We start from the raw sequence: 19,235 nt of genomic DNA on the forward strand, positions 1-19,235 counted from the left end.
GTAGAATAAATTCAAAATCCAAAATTGTTTGACTTAACTCCACATAATTAGTTAAAAGATTAGAAATTATTCCTAAATCTGTAGTGTAAAAAAAAATCTCTATGAAAACAAGCTTTTTTTGAATTCAAAAGCTGCTTGAAAGCTAGGAATTTCCCTAGCTAAAAGTTCAATAAATTGGTCAGGTGAAATATTAGGATTTTGAGCTAATATTTCTTCTATAATCAGATTTGCCATTGGGCCAATGTGATAAGCTAGCTGTTGCTGACAATGTTTAATAAATGCTGGCTGGAGTGAAGGTTGTTGTTGTTCAATTCGCCCAGTTTGTGGATTAGTCGGTGAAACAAAAATTGTTTCTTCAGTTTGGTTATATGATTGCGATATGTCCGACATCGCCTGAAATTCAGGGTTAAATACCGTGGAAGGCAAATCATCAACCATAATTGCAGGAGATGCTGCTACTTCTAGTTCTTCAATACGCTGTAAATCTATGATAACTTCCCTGGCTGTTTGGTATCGCTTGTTAGGTCTATCTGCCAACATGCAATCAAGTACTTGAGCGAATTCATCAGTAACGTAGGTATAATAACGCCAGTTCCACTCTAGGGAGTATTGATCCATTAGTAAAGATGGATCTCTACCTGTAAGTAGTACAATAGCAGTCACACCCAAAGCATAAAGGTCACTAGAGGGTGAACATAAACCCAGGCTAATCTGTTCGCGGGGAGCATATCCCACCTTCCCGACGAGGGACATTTTGCCAACAAATGTTACCTGTTGGTTAGTATTTCTTCCCTCGTTTATATCAGTAGTTTGTTTACCTACACCAAAGTCAATCAGTACTGGCAAATTATTGCCATCAGGTAACATGATGTTGTCAGGAGAAATATCTCGATGGATAATGTTATGTTGGTGGACATATTCCAAAACAGGCAGCAGATTCTTTAGCCACTGTATAACTTCGTCTTCAGAAAAGTTTCTCCCTTGACGTTGAAGTTCTCCTAGTAGTCTAGAATATGTTTTACCATCGACATACTCTTGTACTAGAAAAAGCCTACCATCTCCTTCAAAGCAAGCCAAAAACTTGGGAATTTGAGGATGTTGCAATTGATGAAGAATTTTTGCTTCTCTTTTAAATAAGTTGCGATATTGCTCCAGTCCACTTTCCCCTGTGCCAATGGGTGCAAATTCTTTGAGAACACAAGCTTCATTAAACCTACGAGTGTCAAAGGCCAAATAGGTTCGTCCCAATCCTCCCTGTCCTAGAAGTTTTTGGATGATATAGCGGTTATCTATTAGAGTTCCAGCAGCTATTTCTGGCCTTGTGATATGAGACTGTGACATCATCATCGCACTCCTAGCGATTTTATTATTGATAAATTATCTAGTTTGCTGAAAGTCAGAAACTCTAGCAGATAAAGGCTGATAACATCCTTAAAATTGAGGTTAGCACCACTCTCCAGACAAAGAAATACACTTTTCTACAATCTTCTGATGGTCTTGTGTTACCAAACAAACAATTTTTACTTGGGTAGCTCGATCATACTACTCATACTTAGATATTTTAGCTGCCGCGACATCATCGGTGTCTGCGGTCATATCTGCGAATATCACCTTCTTGATTCGCTGCTGTGCTTTATTTTACCCCTAATAAGCCCAATTGGTACTGAGTTGGGGAATAGTAAGGATATAGCGCGACATTATGGTTTTTTTGAAAAACTGAGGTTGCTATAAGACTTGCTGAAATAAATATTATATGTATTTCAAGTGCTGAATATGCGATCGCTCTCAAAAATTAATCTTTCTGACAGCCAATATCGTTATCAAATAACTGTTTCAGCATCGGCTATTAAGGTTTCAGTATAAATGATTCCTCAAAAACAGAAAATGATGCTGCGTATCAGAAAAGGCTCCTGAAACTACAATAATTCATCTAGTTCATCAGGATTCACGCCTAACTGACGCAAACGTTCTGCTAATTGTTCTGCTTTTCGTTTGGCTTGAGCAGCTTCTTGTTCTGCAATGACAGCTCGTTCAGTTGCAGCAGCAGCTTCTTCTGCGGGTGCAAGAATTAATTCTCCTGCCAAAGTGAACCATCTTAACCACAACCTTTCAATATCTCGAAATGAACCTTGCCATAAGCCTAAACTTAAATTTATCTCTGGCATTAGTAGGTATCCATTAGTCAAGTTCATCGATTCATAGTGACCGCCGACTAACTGAAAAGCCCGAAGTTCATTAGTGTAGCGACTAAAAACAACATAGTAGGGAATCCGCAGAATTCGCTCATAAACTTCCCATTTGCTAGGAGGTTTATCTGCTGCATTTTCTCTTCTTGTGCCTAAATCTTCGTCTTCCGTACCTGGAGATAATAACTCAACAACCACGAAGGGATTTGCTGGCTCTTGCCAAGTTACATAACTTAAGCGTAAATCCTGCCCTTTGTATAATTTTCCTACGCCTACCACACCAAACCAATCTGGGCGTTTATACCACAAAGGATGTTGTAAATCATAGTAGAGATTAAGGTCAGCCGCACTGTAAACTAGTTTGGGATTCCAGTTAATGGGCTGAAAAGTTAAGTATAGAAGTAAAGGTTGTAAAAAGTGAAAATCGTCTGGCAAACCTGGTTCCTCTGGGTTGTCACTTGGTAAATCATACATCGTTGGTAGAGTTTCCCAAGGAGGAAGCGGCGGATCAGATTGAGGGATGTAATGTGGAGAAGAAGTCATATTATGCTAAATTCACAGCTTCTAAAAGGAAACAGGGAATAAGGAACAGAAGCGAATAGATGTTTACTGAGTTTTTTCACGCAATCAAATAGGATTCCTATAGAAGTAATAATCTTATTCCACAACTAGCTGCGAAGTGCTAGCGCACCGCTTTGCTAACGCCAAATTTTGAGATTACCTCTGCTACTATTATCTCTAAATGTTCGGCTTCCTTGGGTCAAATGCCACTGGACTCCAATCGTGAAACTTGCTCAAGGTTAGTAATTAGCGAGATATTGCTTGTTGAAAGGTATAAAAAATTTTCTTAATTGCTTATAAATAACTATTACTTTCTAAATTACTTGGGGAATACTGAAATCTACTACCATTAAAGTGGTATTATTTAAAACTTCATTTTTCTAAAAAAAATGCTAGATTTAGCAAATTTTTCGCTAATCTAGCAAACCTAAATTATTTACAGTAAGTCTAATCTTCCGGTTCAATTCCTGCCGCCCGCAATTGTGCTGCTAGTCGTTCAGCACGTTGGCGTTCTTGTTCGGCTAATTCTATTCCCCAAGGTAAAAGGTTTCCTTGTTCATCCCACCACCGTAACCACTTTCCTGTGCGGTTTTCACGGGTACCTTGAAACACTCCAAGGTAAAGATTCATTTCGGCTATCCAATAGCGTTGATTTTCATCAGGCTCTTGCAATATGTACTGTTCTGTGGTTTTTAAGTGATACATCTCTAAACTGCCGCTATCTGGTTCAAAGATGATGTAGTTTGGTACTTTTAAGATGCGCTCGTAGAAAAACCATTTTCCTGGGGGATATGTTGCTTTGATAGAATACTCTGTCTCCTGTGTATCGGAAACAAATTCCATTACAATTACGGGAATGTCACCCTGTAGTTGAGGTGTGTAACTGCGTATTACTTCTTCTCTACTAACATTAATTTTGGCAATAAAAGCCCAATCAGGAGCTTTAATGACCATTTTGTTGTTTAGAGTGGCACAAATGCCGTAATTAGTTGTTGTTAGGGCATTAGCTGAAATTTTTCCAGCTAATTGTAGGCTTTCTGTGAGTGCAGCAGCTAAGGCTGGTTGGTTGATGTTGTCCACTGGATCGTCTGGGAGTTTGTAATCATCGGGTAGTTTTTCCCAAGTGATTTGGTGGTCTTGGGTGAGGGTTGTCATGATAGCTTTTCCTTTGGGGTGTAAAAGGGATTGGTTTTGGATTTTCACTTGTAAAAATTATGGAATTTACTTTGACCCTTCCCAAATTTTGGAACAATTTTTTAGTACCCAGTAGTTACTCTTCTTCATCGGGTTCTAAATCGTCTGCTGTCAGTTCTTGATGGGGAATTGCGGCGATAATCGCATCTATTACTTTAGAGACTTGTAATATCTCAATATTTAAGTCGGGAAATTTTGTCCCTTTGGGCACGATCGCTCTTTTAAATCCCAACTTTGCAGCTTCTTTTAACCGCAGTTCCATTTGAGAAACCGATCGCACTTGTCCACCTAAGCCAACTTCACCGATTAATACTGTACCGGGATCAACTATGCGATCGCGGAAACTAGCGACAATTGCGATCGCTATTCCCAAATCTACTGCCGGTTCTTCCACATTCAACCCACCGGCAGAAGCAACGTAAGAATCCAATTTCGACATCGGAATTCCCACTCGTTTTTCTAAGACGGCCAGGATTTGCACTAGGCGGTTGTAGTCTACGCCAGTTCCAGCACGCCGAGGGGAAGGGTAGCTGGTAGGACTCACCAAAGCTTGCAATTCCACAACAATCGGGCGAGTGCCTTCGCAAGCAACCACAATGGCCGTACCTGGCGCTGGATCGTCACGGTTGCCTAAAAATAGCTCTGAGGGATTGGAGACTTCTCGCAGTCCCTCGGCTACCATTTCAAAGATGCCAATTTCGTGAGTTGCGCCGAAGCGGTTTTTGACTGTGCGTAATAACCGGTGGGAGGCAAAGCGATCGCCTTCAAAATACAACACTGTATCAACTAAATGTTCTAAAACTTTTGGCCCCGCGATCGCTCCTTCTTTGGTGACATGTCCCACAATCAGCATGGTGACATCTTCGTGCTTCGCCACCTTCATCAGCGCTGCGGTACATTCCCGTACCTGAGCTACTGAACCTGGTGCAGAAGTCAGCGCCGGAAAAAACACCGTTTGGATACTATCAATCACTGCCACGTTTGGCTTGAGAGAGTCTATTTCCCGTAAAATTTCTTCTAAATCCGTTTCTGGCAGTACATATAAATCTGCACCGATACTGTCAGGATCTATGGGAAGTGCTGGATCTACTACTACTTCAACATTCTCCTCATTTACCACACTTAGAGGTTTTGATACTCCCAACCGGGAAGCTCGTAACTTTACCTGCTGTCCCGATTCTTCACCAGTTACGTAAAGGATGCGGTATTTCTGTGCTAATTGATTTGATACTTGCAACAATAAAGTCGATTTACCAATACCTGGATCGCCACCAATCAGCACCATAGAACCAGGGACAACCCCACCTCCAAGCACTCGATCTAATTCTCCATAACCAGACTCCCATCGGGCAATTTGGCGATCGGTAATTTGATCAAATGTTAAAGAGGCTCGCGCTTTAGCTGGTTTATTGTGAGATTTGCCATTGCCTTGAGCTGATTGCCAACTGCTTACTCCCCCTCGACTGGGTACATCTACTGAGGATTGAATCGAAATTTGTTCTTCTAGGGAGTTGTAAGTGCCGCAAGCTGGACACTTACCAAACCACTGGGGCGATTCTACTCCACATTCGTTACAAGTGAAAAAGGTTTTTGGCTTTGCCATTCTTAAATCTTATTAAATAATCTTAATATTTACTTAATTCTTGAAAAAAACTAGAAACTAATAATAGTAGTATTTAGAGCTTTTTCCAAATCAATTCATGGAATGATATCTTAATATTATGGTATTAAAAATTAATCATGTAAATTTTTAGTTAAGGAGCCTAGAGAAACTTGGAAAGCCATAAAGAAAAAATCTTGGTGGTAGACGACGAAGCCAGCATTCGCCGGATTTTGGAAACGCGCCTTTCCATGATTGGCTACGATGTAGTGACAGCTGGCGACGGGGAAGAAGCATTGGAAACTTTTCGCAAAACTGAGCCGGACCTGGTAGTTTTAGATGTAATGATGCCCAAGCTAGATGGCTATGGTGTATGTCAAGAATTACGAAAAGAATCAGATGTCCCCATTATTATGCTAACAGCCTTGGGTGATGTCGCCGATCGCATCACCGGATTAGAATTGGGTGCTGATGACTATGTAGTTAAACCTTTTTCCCCCAAGGAGCTAGAAGCCCGGATTCGCTCGGTGCTGCGGCGGGTAGATAAAAACGGTGCTTCTGGTATTCCCAGTTCTGGGGTGATCCATGTCGCTAATATTAAAATCGATACGAATAAGCGACAAGTCTACAAAGGCGATGAGCGTATTCGATTGACGGGTATGGAGTTCAGCTTATTAGAGTTGTTAGTCAGTCGCTCTGGAGAAGCTTTTTCTCGTTCAGAAATTTTGCAGGAAGTATGGGGTTATACACCAGAGCGTCATGTGGATACCCGCGTAGTAGATGTGCATATATCCCGTTTGCGCGCAAAATTAGAAGATGATCCTAGCAACCCAGAATTGATTCTCACAGCGAGGGGCACTGGTTATCTTTTCCAGCGGATTATTGAACCAGGGGAGGAGTGAGGAGATGAGGCAGGGGGCAGGGAGAGTAGGGGAGGCAGGGGGAGAAGATACTTTAATTATTGTCCAATGCCCAATGACTAATGACTGATCCTAATCGAGTTTTGCGGCGTCTACCCATTGTCGTGGGTGGGATAGGCGCTGTACTTTTATTGATTAACCGTTTATTAACGCCGGAACTAACCCAGTCTCAATCGCGTGGTGATGTAGTGGGCGTGATTTTGAGTGCGGTGTTAATTTTGACGGGTTTAATTTGGCAGCAAGTTCAACCGCGATCGCCTGATATTGTAGAACTAACTGGAGAAGAAGGTTTTGTACTCGCAGCAGATTTGCCCGAAGCCGTGAAAACAGAGCTAGCCTGGGCATCTCATTTATTGTTGACTAATACAGTAACGCGATCGCTTGTGGTTTTTTATCAAGGTAAAGTTTTGTTGCGTCGTGGCATTCTGGGTACGAAATCTGAGGTTGTACCAGGGGTAATCTTAAAACAAGTACTCGAAAAACAAAAACCGATTTATCTAGTTGCTCTCAAAATATATCCAGGTAGAGTTGAATTTGATTATTTACCAGAGAATACTCAAGGTGTAATTTGTCAACCTATTGGTAATCAAGGTGCGCTAATTTTGGGAGCAAACGCTCCTCGCAGTTACACTAAACAAGATGAAAACTGGATTGCAGGAATTGCTGATAAATTAGCCGTTACTCTTAGCTCGACTTGATCCAAGCAAGCAACCTAACCTCAATTTAGATTAGTCGTCTGTGAGAATAACTCGTAATTTGTAATCATTACCTCAAATTGACTTGCTCGTATCTATAAGTTGATTACGAATTACGAATTAGGTTGCCAACCTTACCCCTCCGGGGAAGCAAGCTACGCGAGTGCGTCTCCAAGAGTTGCCGAGGTACGAATTACGAATTATTAATTCACCAAGAAGTCAAAAAATTCCACCCTTCTTTTTCCTCTGGTGTCTTTTCTTCTTTTGCTTCCGGTTCTTCTGGTGTCTTTAAATTTATCTGTTGAATTAAATTATCATATTCTCCTGAATCAACCCATTTCAATAACTCACCCGCCCGCATAATTACCCAGGAAAGCTCTGATTCTGTATAGCTTAATATTTTTGTTACCTTATCCACACTATCTAAGTTATTAGATGCAAACTCACGGGCTTGGACGAGAAAATCTTCGATTACAGCAGTAGTCAAGTACTCATCTGGTAAACCTGCAAGTTTCATCAGTGTAGTAGTTGCTACGTCAATATCCTGACAAGCAAGCATTGCAGCCCGATCGGCGGTGAATCTAGCCATCATCCGCCAATTATACAAACCTAGTTCCATGCCACCAGCTACTAAGCCACCGACTCCCAGTGTGGTACTGCTCAACAAATTTTTCAAAGTTGGCATAACAATTGCCATTTGGTGATAAATCATGTGCTGACTCTTAATGCGAGCGATTTCATGTCCGAAAACGTAAAGCAACTCATTTGTATCAAGCCACTCCATTGCATCTAAATTGATACCAACAAGGGGTTTTTCTACCCCAACAATATAGGTTTCAATGTGACCAGTGCCTCGAAACAGATACAATTCAGGAAGTGGAGCAACATCAAGAATTTGGCAAGTTTCCACAAATGCTTGATGTAATTCAGGAAAATTACGGGGCGAAATTCTAATTTCACTACCAAGGCTTTGCAATCTAAGTAAGCGATCGATACCGTATTCGTTAACTTTTTTGAGTAGTAAGGAGACACCGGGCATCTTTTGCAAAGAAGCCAAGGCTTTGCGATCAAAAGGGTGTTCGTAAGCTTCAGAACTTAGTCCAGTTAATATTTTTCTCGTCATAGGCTTTGAGCTTTTAAATAGCAGTTTAGAAGCATTGGACAAACTTTCATCACGTTGTACTAGACATTTTCCATCATCTTACCCAGATAGAATATACAGTAGGGGCGCATATCTTTGTGCCTCTATGATGAAATTTGGAAATTTACAATTGATCTATGCAAATTATTTATTGGCTATTAATTGCCGTAATGCTTGTGGGTATTATCGGTGCAGTAGTTCCTGCCATTCCTGGTAGCAGTTTAATTTTAATTGCAATTATTGTCTGGGGAATCGTTAGTAGTTCCTTTGCAGCTATCAAGATTCCACTAATTGTGACAATTATAGTTTTACTACTCAGTGTCGGAGTGGATTTTTTAGCTAGCTATGTGGGAGCAAGACAAGCCGGAGCTAGCAAGTGGGGGCAAATTGGCGCAATTATCGGCTTGGTGGTGGGATTTTTGGGGTTATTACCAGCGTTACCTTTTGGAGGACCACTGTTAGGGATTTTACTAGGGCCGCTTTTGGGAGCAATTATTGGTGAGTATCTTTACCGACGTGAATTCGGGTTGGCAGTTAAAGCAGGTATCGGAATTGTAGTCGGATCTTTGGTTGGAAATTTGATTCAAGGGTTGTTAGCGATCGCAGCCGTTGTAGTTTTCGTTGTGACAACTTGGCCACAGGTATTTGGCTCTTAGCATTTCAATTGTCTGACATATTTTAGAACAATGGTAATAGCTAGCAGTCAGGCTATTTATTACAGGCATTCAATTAGTTGACAAAAATTTTCTACCTTACAACAAGACAGCGGTTTCTTCCATTTCATCTACCGACAGGAGGAACCGCTACTTAGTGTATTACGCTTTCGATAAACCCCCTTTGTTTGAATACTTCTCGGATAAGCATTCTTCATGCCTCTTGTATTGTGGGTAAAGGGTATGGTGAAAATACTTCAAAAACTTTGGTAAATCTCTAAAGACTGAACGTAAATATATTGCTTACTCTATTTATCTAAAAAATAGTTGAGTAATCTGCAAAAATAAAAAATACTAATTATTTCAGTGTACTGAAGTGAATCTGATTAGATTCAAAGCGATTGCCCACAATTTCAACCCGATAAAATGTCGAATCTACGAAGATACGCTATACAAGAAATTAAAATTTTATAAAGACTACTCATTAATTAAAGATGTAATGAAGACCACTCAGTAAATCTTGCATACTCAGAATCTATGTGATTTTATGGAGATAAGAAATACGTCACACAAGTGCCGCTTTCACTGACAGTATTTTAAATAAATTACTGATAGTACAAGTAACGCAATCACATTCTCTGCTCAAGATTATTATTAGGACTCTCAAACGATCATGATTAGTTTAAAATCTAAATTACTAAACGCTACTCTGGCTGTTACCGCTGCACTTCCCTTAGCTACTGCTGGGTTGTTTACCTCTGTTGGTTCTGCTCAAGCTGCTTCACTCACAGGTGAGTTCAGCTTTAACGGTGGTTTAACTGCGAATCCATTTGCCAGCAGCTTAGTGACATTGAAAAAAGATTCACTAACGTTTAGCCCAGATAGCATTGTTGCAGATTCCAATGGAGTCAAGAGTACCCCAGTTAGTGTTGCTGCTCAGACAGGAAGCTTCTTAGGTTTCAATTCAGCCAGTATACGTGATATCATCTCGTTTTCGAGCAATACTGTGCAAAATCCATTTCTAGACCTCGGTAATCTTATACTTCCTGGTACTATTCTACCTGGGGAAAGTACAGCTTCTCTAGCCGATGGCAAGAATATCTTTACTTTGACATCTTCTGGTTATAAAATAACCCAGACTGGTGCAAACGTTACTATAGCTGTTGATCTATTTGGGTACTTTACCAGCGCGACTGGGGAAATAACTAATGGAGCCGGAAGCTTATCTTTCCAAAGAAATAATACTACTGTTGCTCAGGCAAACTCAATTCTCAATACTGCTAACGGCTCATTGAGTAATTTGACTTTTTCTGGTTCTACTTTCACCACTTCCGTTCCTGAACCAGCTGCATTACTAGGCTTGGGTGCAGTAGGTGCTGTAATGGTGATGTCTCGCCGCCGCAAAAGTGTTGTTTAATAAACCTATCCTAAATATAAACAAGTTACTTTTAGCAACTGAAAATAACTCTAATTTATCTATTCGATCTGGCTGGAATGTAAAATTTTACCAACCAGGTCGAATTTTTTTCTACCTTAAACTGATTGCAAAGATTGTTTCGCTTCATTGGCGATCGCATCTACTTCATCATTAGCCAGAGTTTCTAAGATAGATTTGGCTTCTGCATTACCCAAACGAGTCAAGGCTTGTACAAGTCTATAACGAATTTGCCAATCTGGATTGGTAGCATAGGGAGCCAGTAGGGGAACTGCTTCTACATCTCCCAAGTCACCCAAAGAACTAATCGCAGCAGTTTGGACTAATTCGTTTTCTGATGAGAGTGCCTCTTTGAGTAGTTCAAAGGCTCGTGGATCGCCCAACTCTCCTAATGTCGCAATAATACTGAATTGTATTAGCCATTCACCGGTTGTATGATAAAGCTGCTGCAAATCTTCAAAAGCTTCGCGTAACTTCAGAGCGCCTAAACAGTCTGCTGCTGCTGCTTGTACATCTACTTCGGAGTCATGAAGCAAGCGATCGCGCAAAATATCTAAGGATAGCTGTAAATCCTGGGTTCCGAGTGTATCCATTTGACTCACCGCTGAGTAACGGACACGGGAATTGCGATCGCCAATAGCGCTTTGAATTAATTCAAAGCCAATCGCTGGTTCCAGTTGACGGATTTGATTTACTGCACGTAAGCGATCGCCTAAATCCTCAGAACTGAGCAATTGCCTAACAGACTCCGGAGTAATACTCATTTAATTATCCTTGATTTTCAAATCTGTAAAAAACAGTCAAAAGTTAAGTATTAAAAACTAATGACTAATGACTAATGACTAATGACCAATGACTAATCTTGACTAGCAGCCATTGCCCGAATAATATCACCACGAGTGAGGATACCAATTACTTGACCTGTGCTGTCAAGTACTGGCAAGCGGTGAACGCTGCGATCGTGCATGATTGTAGCTGCTTCTTTTAAAGTTTTATCAGGGGAAATAGCGATCGGGTTTTTACTCATTACCTCCCCAACGGTTTGCCCTAGAGCCTTGTGCAAATCACGTTCATAAGTAGCAGGATTTTTTAAATAGATAACACTATCAAGAAACATGATGTACGCAGGTGGAGTAACACCAGTTTCCTGCCACATCAAATCGGTTTCTGAGATAATGCCCACCAATTTACCGAGATCATCCACAACAGGTAGTCCGCTGATGTGGCGTTCTGCGAGAATTTGGATAGCTTCCTTCAGTGGAGTTTCCTCCCGGACAACAATAGGATCGCGGCTCATCACATCGGTAACGGTTTTAGGCATTTATATTACTGACACCTTAAATCAAAGTCCCTGCGCCTATTGTAGAAAATTGCGGGACTCAACCTGATGCAATTAATAGATTGTTACGGGATTAGTCATTAGTCATTGATTATTTTTTGTTCCCCTGTCCCCAGTCCCTAGCCCCCACTCCCTTTTAATGCAGCAATAATTTGAGTATTTGCTTTCGGAAAATTAAACTGCTCAAGTTCTGACAAAGTTACCCAGCGAATTTCATCGGATTCCAAAGGTTGGGGGATGCCTGTAAGATGGCGGCAGTGATGTACTGTGAGGGTAACGCGCAAGTTTGTATAGCTATGGTCAATAGTAATCAGATGCTCTCCCACTTCAATTACTATTACCAATTCTTCGGAAATTTCCCGTTTAATACACTCTTCGATAGTTTCACCAGGCTCAATTTTACCACCAGGAAATTCCCATAAACCACCCATAGCTCCTTCTGGACGACGGCGATCGATTAAAATTTCCTTTTGGTCATTCCAAATTACTGCAACACCAATGATTTTATGGGGTGGAAAAGAACTGGTTTCACTCATAGTTGATTGGGAAAATGGGGAGTAGGGAATAGGGGAAGAATTATTGACTTTTTACTTTTGACTAATAACAAAACTCGGCAGAGTTAAAAGTATTCTGCCGAGTTTAAATTTATTGCGAAAGCCGTCTAACGCTGTTAGTTTATCCACAAATGTGTATTAATCATTTAGCAATACGCCTCTAGTTAAACTAATTACCAACTTATAGGAGTTCGCACATAACTAAATCCAAAAACTTTGCGTTACTCTGCGCCAACCTCCGCGTCCCTCTGCGTTTAAATTTCAACCCTAATTAACTCATCGCCGTAACTGTAATTCGCTACGAGACCAAGAATATTTAATTTCCAAACCAAATTTTATATTTTTACTCAACTTCGCTGTGATTCGTCTCAGATCCTTGTAGGGCAATTTCAAAATTCATTCTCTGTTCAGCGTTACGCAAGAAATAACCACTAATCATCGCAGAAGCCAGAAGTCGGCCTAGATTTTCCCGATTTGTGGTTACGGTAACACCAAAGTGTTCTGAGGGTAGATTACCCAATAGTCCTGTAATATTTCGTTCCATCACCTGAAACACTTCAGCAGATGTGGGTTTAGATAGCTGTGTAACTGTTTCTGGACTCAAGGATTTAACGTACTGCCATAGTAAATCATTAGTTTCTGATTCGCTATTAAAAAACTCTGAGACACGATTGGATGGGTTACTCATTTTTTAGCTCCTTAACTACCACTATTGGCTGCGGTGCTTGTGATTTGAATATTAAATGCCTGTTTTGGATTTGACTTAGTTATTTTGTCTTCCTGTGAACTAATGTAACAGCCTAGCTTAAGAGTGGAAGTAGGTGTAACCGTACAAAAGCCAGCGTATTTTCTCACCCCAATAAATAAAGTGAGGAGTGAAGAGTTAATTAAAAACTCATCACTCCTAAATCTTAACTCCTAACTTTCCCCTAACTTGCCAAATATTCATCCATATTGGCTTTAGATTTACGAAGTTTAGTTAAAGCTTCCCGCTCAATTTGCCGCACTCGTTCTCGACTGATGTTCAAGATTTCACCAATTCTCGCCAGAGTCAGCGCTTGCCCATCAGTTAACCCAAAGCGCAGTGTGATTACTTCCCTCTGTTGTGGCGTGAGATCGCCCATTAGGCGATCTAAGTCATAAGATAAGGAAGATTGCATGACGAACTCTTCGGGAGATGCTCCTGGATCTTCCAGCATTTCTCCGAGTTCAGTGTCGTAATTATCACCCAACCGCAAATCTAAAGAAAGAGGCAAACGCGCCTTTTCTAAATACTCTCGTACTTGTTTGGGGGTCAATTCTAATTCTTCGGCTAGCTCTCCAGCTGTGGGAGCGCGCCCCAATTTTTGAGACAATTGACGCTGTGCCTTTTTAATCTTATTTAATTTTTCGGTGATATGGATCGGCAGCCGAATGGTGCGGGCTTTTTCGGCAATAGCACGAGTAATTGCTTGCCGAATCCACCAGTAGGCATAAGTAGAAAATCTGTACCCTTTGGTGGGGTCAAACTTTTCTACACCCCGTTGCATACCAATACTACCTTCTTGGATCAAGTCCAGTAAATCGACGTTGCGCTTGATGTACTTTTTAGCAACGGAGACCACCAGCCGCAAATTGGCTTCTACCATCTTACGCTTGGCAATTTCACCATCAGCGATCGCTTCGTTCAACTCTGCTGGTTCTAGGTTTGTCGCTTTGGCCCACTCTTCTAGAGTCGGTTGACGATCTAGCTGAGTGGCAAGATTTTCCCTTGATTCGTGCAAAGCGCAGGAACGTTGCACCTGTTTACCATAGAAAATCTCTTCCTCGTGTGTTAAGAGTGGCACACGGCCAATCTCACGCAGGTAAGTCCGCACGAGGTCTGTGGCTGTCTGAGCGGTCTTCATGGCGCTACTCTTTGGTAATGATGGGTTTAGCGGTAGGGTCATTAAGGGATAGATGCTTTCTTTATTAGGATGCTACCCAGTCAGATTGGGTAGCTATAGTATGGTTTGCAACTTACGCGCCCGATAAACTCGGCTGCTCATAATAATCAAATTTAGGCTTCTTAACTGCTAAAACTACAGTTATTTCCTACTTTGTACAAGTATCTACAGTTAGATAAAAGGTCGCTTTTTAAACATTTTTTATTGGATTCTTATTAATAATTGTAACATTTATGAGAATGTTTTGGCTAGATAGCGACATTAAATTTCCTGGTTGTTCCAGTTCATGCAACGTTGCCCTCTATCTTAAGGATGACTAGAAGTCAATTTAAGAAATTATGTGGTTAACATAAGCTTCCTCATATTTGTTAAAGTATCTCAATGAGAACTATAGTCATTCTCTTATAACAATGACTTAATTTTCTTGGGTATTGGGTATTAGGTATTGGGTATTGAATCTTTGAAAAAATTTTTCCTAGTCCCCAGTCCCTAATCCCCAGTCCCTACTACCTCGCAATCGGGCAGTACTCTTGAATGGTTTTTACATCCAAAGTTGTATTTTGTAAGGAACGGATGGCGGCGACAGTAGCTTTGGCGCCGGCGATGGTAGTAATGATGGGAATTTTGTAAGCTAAGGCTGTGCGGCGGATTAAGCGAGCATCAGTCTGGGCTTCTTCCCCGGATGGTGTGTTGATAATAAGTTGGATTTTTTGGTTTTTGATTGCATCTAGAACGTGGGGACGACCTTCATGGAGTTTCAACACCAACTCAATATTTAACCCCTGTTCGAGAAGAACTCGGCGTGTACCAAGGGTAGCCATCACTGTAAAGCCCAAATCGATAAATTCCTTCACCACACCACTTGCAGCAGCTTTATCGCGATCACTCATTGATACAAATACAGTTCCCGTTAGCGGTAAACGCTCCCCAGCACCCAATTCTGCTTTGGCAAAGGCACGGCCAAAGTCGCTGTCAATCCCCATCACCTCACCAGTGGATCTCATTTCTGGGCCCAATATTGTATCAGTTCCAGGGAATTTATTAAAGGGTAATACAGCTTCTTTTACAGCAATATGTGTGGGTATGACTTCCTCGGTGAAATGTAACTCCTCTAAGGTTTTACCTGACATAATTAAGGATGCTAGTTTCGCTAACTGTATGCCCGTTGCTTTTGATACAAAAGGCACTGTGCGGGAAGCGCGGGGATTAGCTTCGAGAATATAAACTTGAGGAGAATAACTGCTTGCACCGACAACAGCAAACTGAATATTCATCAACCCGACAACTGACAGGGCTTGCGCTAACTGCACCGTCCAAGTGCGAATCTGATTGAGAACTGCTGGTGATAGGGAAATGGAGGGCAAGGAACAAGCGGAATCTCCTGAGTGAATTCCTGCCTGCTCGATGTGTTCCATAATACCACCAATTACTACCCGTCCGGTATGATCGGCGATCGCATCGACATCGACTTCGATGGCGTTTTCCAAAAACTTATCAATCAAAATTGGATGTTCTGGTTCTATGAGTACTGCAAAGCTCATGTAGCGTTCCAACTCAGCATCAGAAAAAACGATTTCCATCGCCCGTCCCCCTAACACATAGCTGGGACGCACTACCACCGGATAGCCAATCCGTTTGGCGACAATCAGCGCATCTTCGTAACTCCGCGCAATCCCATTCGGTGGTTGGGAAATATTTAACTGTTGCAAAATCTTTTCAAACCGTTCCCGGTTTTCTGCCATGTCGATGGAATCTGGCGATGTCCCCCAAATTTTAGTGTTCAATCCTGATGTGTCATTGTTAAGAAACTCTTGTAAAGGAATAGCCAACTTTAGCGGGGTTTGTCCGCCAAATTGGATAATTACCCCAACTGGATTTTCAGTTTCGATGATGTTAAGAACATCTTCTTTTGTTAAAGGCTCAAAGTAAAGGCGATCGCTAGTATCGTAATCTGTCGAAACTGTCTCTGGGTTAGAGTTGACCATAATCGTCTCATACCCCGCATCTTTCAAGGCATAAGCGGCGTGACAACAACAATAATCAAACTCAATTCCCTGTCCAATGCGGTTGGGGCCACCACCCAAAATTAATACTTTTGGTTTGGTTGCGGGTAAAACCTCTGTTTCTTCTTCGTAGGTAGAATAGTAGTAAGGGGTAAAGGCTTCAAACTCAGCCGCGCAGGTATCTACGGTTTTGTAAACTGGGATGATTCCTAATGACTTGCGGTAGGCGCGAACTTCATCTTCGGTGGTTTTGGTAGCATAAGCAATCTGGCGATCGCTATATCCGTCCCGCTTCACTTCATAAAGTTGCTCTTTTGTCAATTGCTGTAAGGGTGTCCGTTTCAGGAATTTTTCTACCTCTAGAAGTTGCTGCAATTTATCTAGGAACCATCGGTCAATACCAGTGAGTTCATAGATTTCTTCAATGGTCATTCCTTGCTGCAAGGCATGACGCACAGCGAAAATGCGATCGGGGTTAGGTGTTCGGAGTTGGGCGCGGATTTGTTCACCACTAGGTAATTTTTCGGCTTTATCGCAACCCCAACCAGCACGTCCTGTTTCTAGCGATCGCAGCGCCTTTTGGAAGGATTCGTTGAAAGTCCGTCCAATTGCCATTGCTTCCCCGACTGATTTCATTTGAGTTGTCAGCACTGGATCGGAACCGGGGAACTTTTCAAAGGCGAAGCGGGGAATTTTGGTCACTACATAGTCAATTGTCGGCTCAAAGGATGCCGGAGTTTTCTTAGTGATGTCATTTTTAATTTCATCCAGGGTGTAGCCCACAGCCAATTTTGCTGCCATTTTGGCGATCGGGAAACCTGTAGCTTTAGAAGATAAAGCCGAACTGCGGGATACGCGGGGGTTCATCTCAATTACAACTACATCCCCATTAACCGGATTGACGGCAAATTGGATATTAGATCCGCCAGTTTCCACCCCGATCTCGCGGATGATTTTAATTGCCATATCCCGCAGCCTTTGATATTCTTTATCAGTGAGGGTTTGCGCGGGAGCGACGGTAATAGAGTCCCCGGTGTGAATGCCCATAGGGTCAAGGTTTTCGATGGAGCAAATAATCACCACGTTATCTGCCAAATCACGCATCACTTCGAGTTCATATTCTTTCCAGCCGAGTAAAGACTGGTCAATGAGAATTTGCGAAACAGGGCTGGCATCAATACCTACCTGTGCCATTTCTTCAAATTCTTCTTGGTTGTAGGCAATACCGCCGCCACTTCCACCCATTGTGAAGGCAGGACGAATAATTAGGGGATAAGTACCAATTTGGCGGGCAACAGCTTTGGCTTCTTCTAAAGTTTCGGCTGTGTCGCTGGGACAAACAGCTACTCCAATTCTTGCCATTGCTTCACCAAACAATTTTCGATCTTCGGCTTTTTCGATCGCTGGGAGTTTCGCGCCGATTAACTCAACGCCGTACTTTTCCAACACGCCATTTTTGGCTAAAGCAACAGCGAGGTTGAGGGCGGTTTGTCCTCCCATCGTTGGTAATAAAGCATCCGGGCGTTCTTTCTCGATGACTTTTTCGACCAATTCCGGCGTTAGCGGCTCAATGTAAGTGCGATCGGCCGTTTCCGGGTCGGTCATAATTGTTGCAGGATTGGAGTTGACCAAAACCACTTCATAGCCTTCTTCTCGGAGCGCTTTGCAGGCTTGAGTGCCAGAGTAGTCAAACTCACAGGCTTGTCCGATCACAATTGGACCAGAACCTAACAGTAGAATCTTCTGGAGGTCGTCACGGCGGGGCATAGTCGTTGCCTTGGAATACGAGAATACAAATCCTGATTATTTTAAGTGTCTTTACCCCCCATCGTGCTTTTTATTATTAAGTTTTCTAAGTTTGATGACAGAGAGGGGGGAGTCGGGACTAGGTAAAAGTTTTTCAAATACCCAGTCCCCAATACCCAATCACCAGTACCCAACAATTATTTTGTATTTCTAATTTTATTTAATTGTGATGCTTAAATTTTTAAAGCTTTTGCAAATCTTTATTATTTAACCGGATGATGCTTTTCAACGAATGGTGATTTATTTTGGCATATATCCATTTACTTATTTATGCACAGATAGATTACTTAGATAGGAATTATTTTCACTAGCTAATTACTAAATATTATCAATATTAAATATTATGTAAATATGTTTACTTAAATCAAAAATGGCAGAGATGTAGTTATACCATTCCCTGCCATTTTTTATAATATTTTAAGAGTTAGTGCTGCCAACTTTTTCTTTCAGTCTAGGTAGATAAATCTAGATTATGAGAGTTTTAGCTTTGAGCAGCTTGGACAAATCCTAAAGTTAAGCTGTCTTTAGCGAGGAAGTGTGACAAATGATAAGCACGTTCCTCAGTTTTCAACAAAATCTTTTCGTACAGATAGCGTGTACCCCGATCGCCTAAACTCTCTGCCTGAGCAGCTTGGCGGCGAATTACACCAATAATTGCTTGTTCGGCAGCCAGGTCATTTTCCACCATTTGGCGAGAGGAATACACGCCTTCAGATTCTTGCTCAAAAACAGTTAATTCTGCTAATTTGCTAAAGGTCGCTACTGGCACACCACCTAGACCGTCCAAGCGTTCTCCAATTTCATGGATATGGTCTTGTACTTGGTTGTAGCTTTCGTTGAAAAACTCGTGCAGAGAATAAAATTCTGAGCCTTCAACTACAAAATGATGCTTTTGGTACTGCAAGTACAGTGCCTGGAAACTAGCTAATATAACGTTAAATCCTTCTGTGACTGGAGCAGTTACACTGTGATCCAGCAACACCGGATTGTCATATACATGACCAAAATTTCGTAACAAAGTTTTCGTTTCAGACATTGTTCTCCTCGCTTCTTAGCAGCTATAGATTTTAACTGCTTATTCCTTACATATTAACATTTTAATAATAAGAGCAAGCCAATCTGCCATCACAAGATTTTGTATTTTTACCTACCGAAAATCTCCAGTTTGTAGTTTGGTGGATGATAGTACTATGATGAAATTACAACAATATGTACCATTATAA

At 41.5% G+C, this 19,235-nt stretch carries 16 protein-coding genes; 4 read left to right on the forward strand and 12 right to left on the reverse strand.

Translation table 11 applies throughout. The features are described from left to right. Positions 1-99: 99 nt before the first annotated feature. The 4 genes from HWQ39_RS21415 to radA all read right to left on the reverse strand — a co-directional run bounded on the left by HWQ39_RS21415 (position 100) and on the right by radA (position 5,544). Positions 100-1,341, reverse strand: a complete 1,242-nt coding sequence (locus HWQ39_RS21415) for a serine/threonine-protein kinase (RefSeq protein ID WP_292849544.1) — start codon at positions 1,339-1,341, stop codon at positions 100-102. A 575-nt stretch (positions 1,342-1,916) separates the two neighbouring features. Beyond that, positions 1,917-2,729: a Uma2 family endonuclease gene (locus tag HWQ39_RS21420; RefSeq protein WP_292849359.1), complete on the reverse strand. Its 813-nt coding sequence runs from the start codon at positions 2,727-2,729 to the stop codon at positions 1,917-1,919. A 465-nt stretch (positions 2,730-3,194) separates the two neighbouring features. Further along, positions 3,195-3,902 (reverse strand): Uma2 family endonuclease, encoded by a 708-nt coding sequence (locus tag HWQ39_RS21425; RefSeq protein ID WP_292849361.1) that lies wholly within the window; start codon positions 3,900-3,902, stop codon positions 3,195-3,197. A gap of 115 nt (positions 3,903-4,017) precedes the next feature. Then, positions 4,018-5,544 (reverse strand): DNA repair protein RadA, encoded by a 1,527-nt coding sequence (gene radA / locus HWQ39_RS21430; RefSeq protein WP_292849363.1) that lies wholly within the window; start codon positions 5,542-5,544, stop codon positions 4,018-4,020. Between the two features lie 170 nt (positions 5,545-5,714). Here radA and rpaB point away from each other — a divergent pair, with 170 nt between their 5' ends. Both rpaB and HWQ39_RS21440 read left to right on the forward strand, forming a co-directional pair. Then, on the forward strand, positions 5,715-6,443 hold the full coding sequence (gene rpaB / locus HWQ39_RS21435; protein WP_012412029.1) for a response regulator transcription factor RpaB: 729 nt from the start codon (positions 5,715-5,717) through the stop codon (positions 6,441-6,443). Positions 6,444-6,523: 80 nt separating this feature from the next. Beyond that, positions 6,524-7,159 (forward strand): cofactor assembly of complex C subunit B, encoded by a 636-nt coding sequence (locus tag HWQ39_RS21440; RefSeq protein ID WP_292849365.1) that lies wholly within the window; start codon positions 6,524-6,526, stop codon positions 7,157-7,159. Between the two features lie 205 nt (positions 7,160-7,364). Here the strand turns inward: HWQ39_RS21440 and HWQ39_RS21445 are convergent, their stop codons facing one another. After that, positions 7,365-8,279: a M48 family metallopeptidase gene (locus HWQ39_RS21445; RefSeq protein ID WP_292849367.1), complete on the reverse strand. Its 915-nt coding sequence runs from the start codon at positions 8,277-8,279 to the stop codon at positions 7,365-7,367. Positions 8,280-8,434: 155 nt separating this feature from the next. Between HWQ39_RS21445 and HWQ39_RS21450 the strand changes: the two genes are divergently transcribed. Together HWQ39_RS21450 and HWQ39_RS21455 are read left to right on the forward strand one after the other, a co-directional pair. Continuing rightward, the gene (locus HWQ39_RS21450; RefSeq protein ID WP_292849369.1) at positions 8,435-8,953 is read left to right on the forward strand and encodes a DUF456 domain-containing protein; all 519 of its coding nucleotides are present in this window, start codon (positions 8,435-8,437) and stop codon (positions 8,951-8,953) included. 670 nt (positions 8,954-9,623) lie between these two features. Next, positions 9,624-10,367 (forward strand): PEP-CTERM sorting domain-containing protein, encoded by a 744-nt coding sequence (locus HWQ39_RS21455; protein WP_292849371.1) that lies wholly within the window; start codon positions 9,624-9,626, stop codon positions 10,365-10,367. Positions 10,368-10,483: 116 nt separating this feature from the next. Here the strand turns inward: HWQ39_RS21455 and nblB are convergent, their stop codons facing one another. The 7 genes from nblB to HWQ39_RS21490 all read right to left on the reverse strand — a co-directional run bounded on the left by nblB (position 10,484) and on the right by HWQ39_RS21490 (position 19,048). After that, a complete protein-coding gene (gene nblB, locus HWQ39_RS21460; protein WP_292849373.1) occupies positions 10,484-11,149 on the reverse strand; it encodes a phycobilisome degradation protein NblB in 666 nt (221 codons plus the stop codon). Positions 11,150-11,241: 92 nt separating this feature from the next. Continuing rightward, positions 11,242-11,706, reverse strand: coding sequence for a CBS domain-containing protein (locus HWQ39_RS21465; RefSeq protein ID WP_179068350.1), 465 nt, complete (start codon positions 11,704-11,706; stop codon positions 11,242-11,244). 137 nt (positions 11,707-11,843) lie between these two features. Next, the gene (gene mutT, locus HWQ39_RS21470) at positions 11,844-12,260 is read right to left on the reverse strand and encodes an 8-oxo-dGTP diphosphatase MutT (protein WP_292849376.1); all 417 of its coding nucleotides are present in this window, start codon (positions 12,258-12,260) and stop codon (positions 11,844-11,846) included. Positions 12,261-12,621: 361 nt separating this feature from the next. Further along, a complete protein-coding gene (locus HWQ39_RS21475; protein WP_179068352.1) occupies positions 12,622-12,966 on the reverse strand; it encodes a DUF760 domain-containing protein in 345 nt (114 codons plus the stop codon). Positions 12,967-13,207: 241 nt separating this feature from the next. Beyond that, positions 13,208-14,164, reverse strand: coding sequence for an RNA polymerase sigma factor, RpoD/SigA family (locus HWQ39_RS21480; RefSeq protein WP_179068353.1), 957 nt, complete (start codon positions 14,162-14,164; stop codon positions 13,208-13,210). A 545-nt stretch (positions 14,165-14,709) separates the two neighbouring features. Further along, positions 14,710-17,973: a carbamoyl-phosphate synthase large subunit gene (carB, locus tag HWQ39_RS21485; RefSeq protein ID WP_292849378.1), complete on the reverse strand. Its 3,264-nt coding sequence runs from the start codon at positions 17,971-17,973 to the stop codon at positions 14,710-14,712. Positions 17,974-18,493: 520 nt separating this feature from the next. Further along, a complete protein-coding gene (locus tag HWQ39_RS21490; RefSeq protein ID WP_292849380.1) occupies positions 18,494-19,048 on the reverse strand; it encodes a Dps family protein in 555 nt (184 codons plus the stop codon). Between the last annotated feature and the right edge of the window lie 187 nt (positions 19,049-19,235).

The organism is Nostoc sp. NMS8, from assembly GCF_017115045.1.
Classification (GTDB): Bacteria; Cyanobacteriota; Cyanobacteriia; order Cyanobacteriales; family Nostocaceae; genus Nostoc.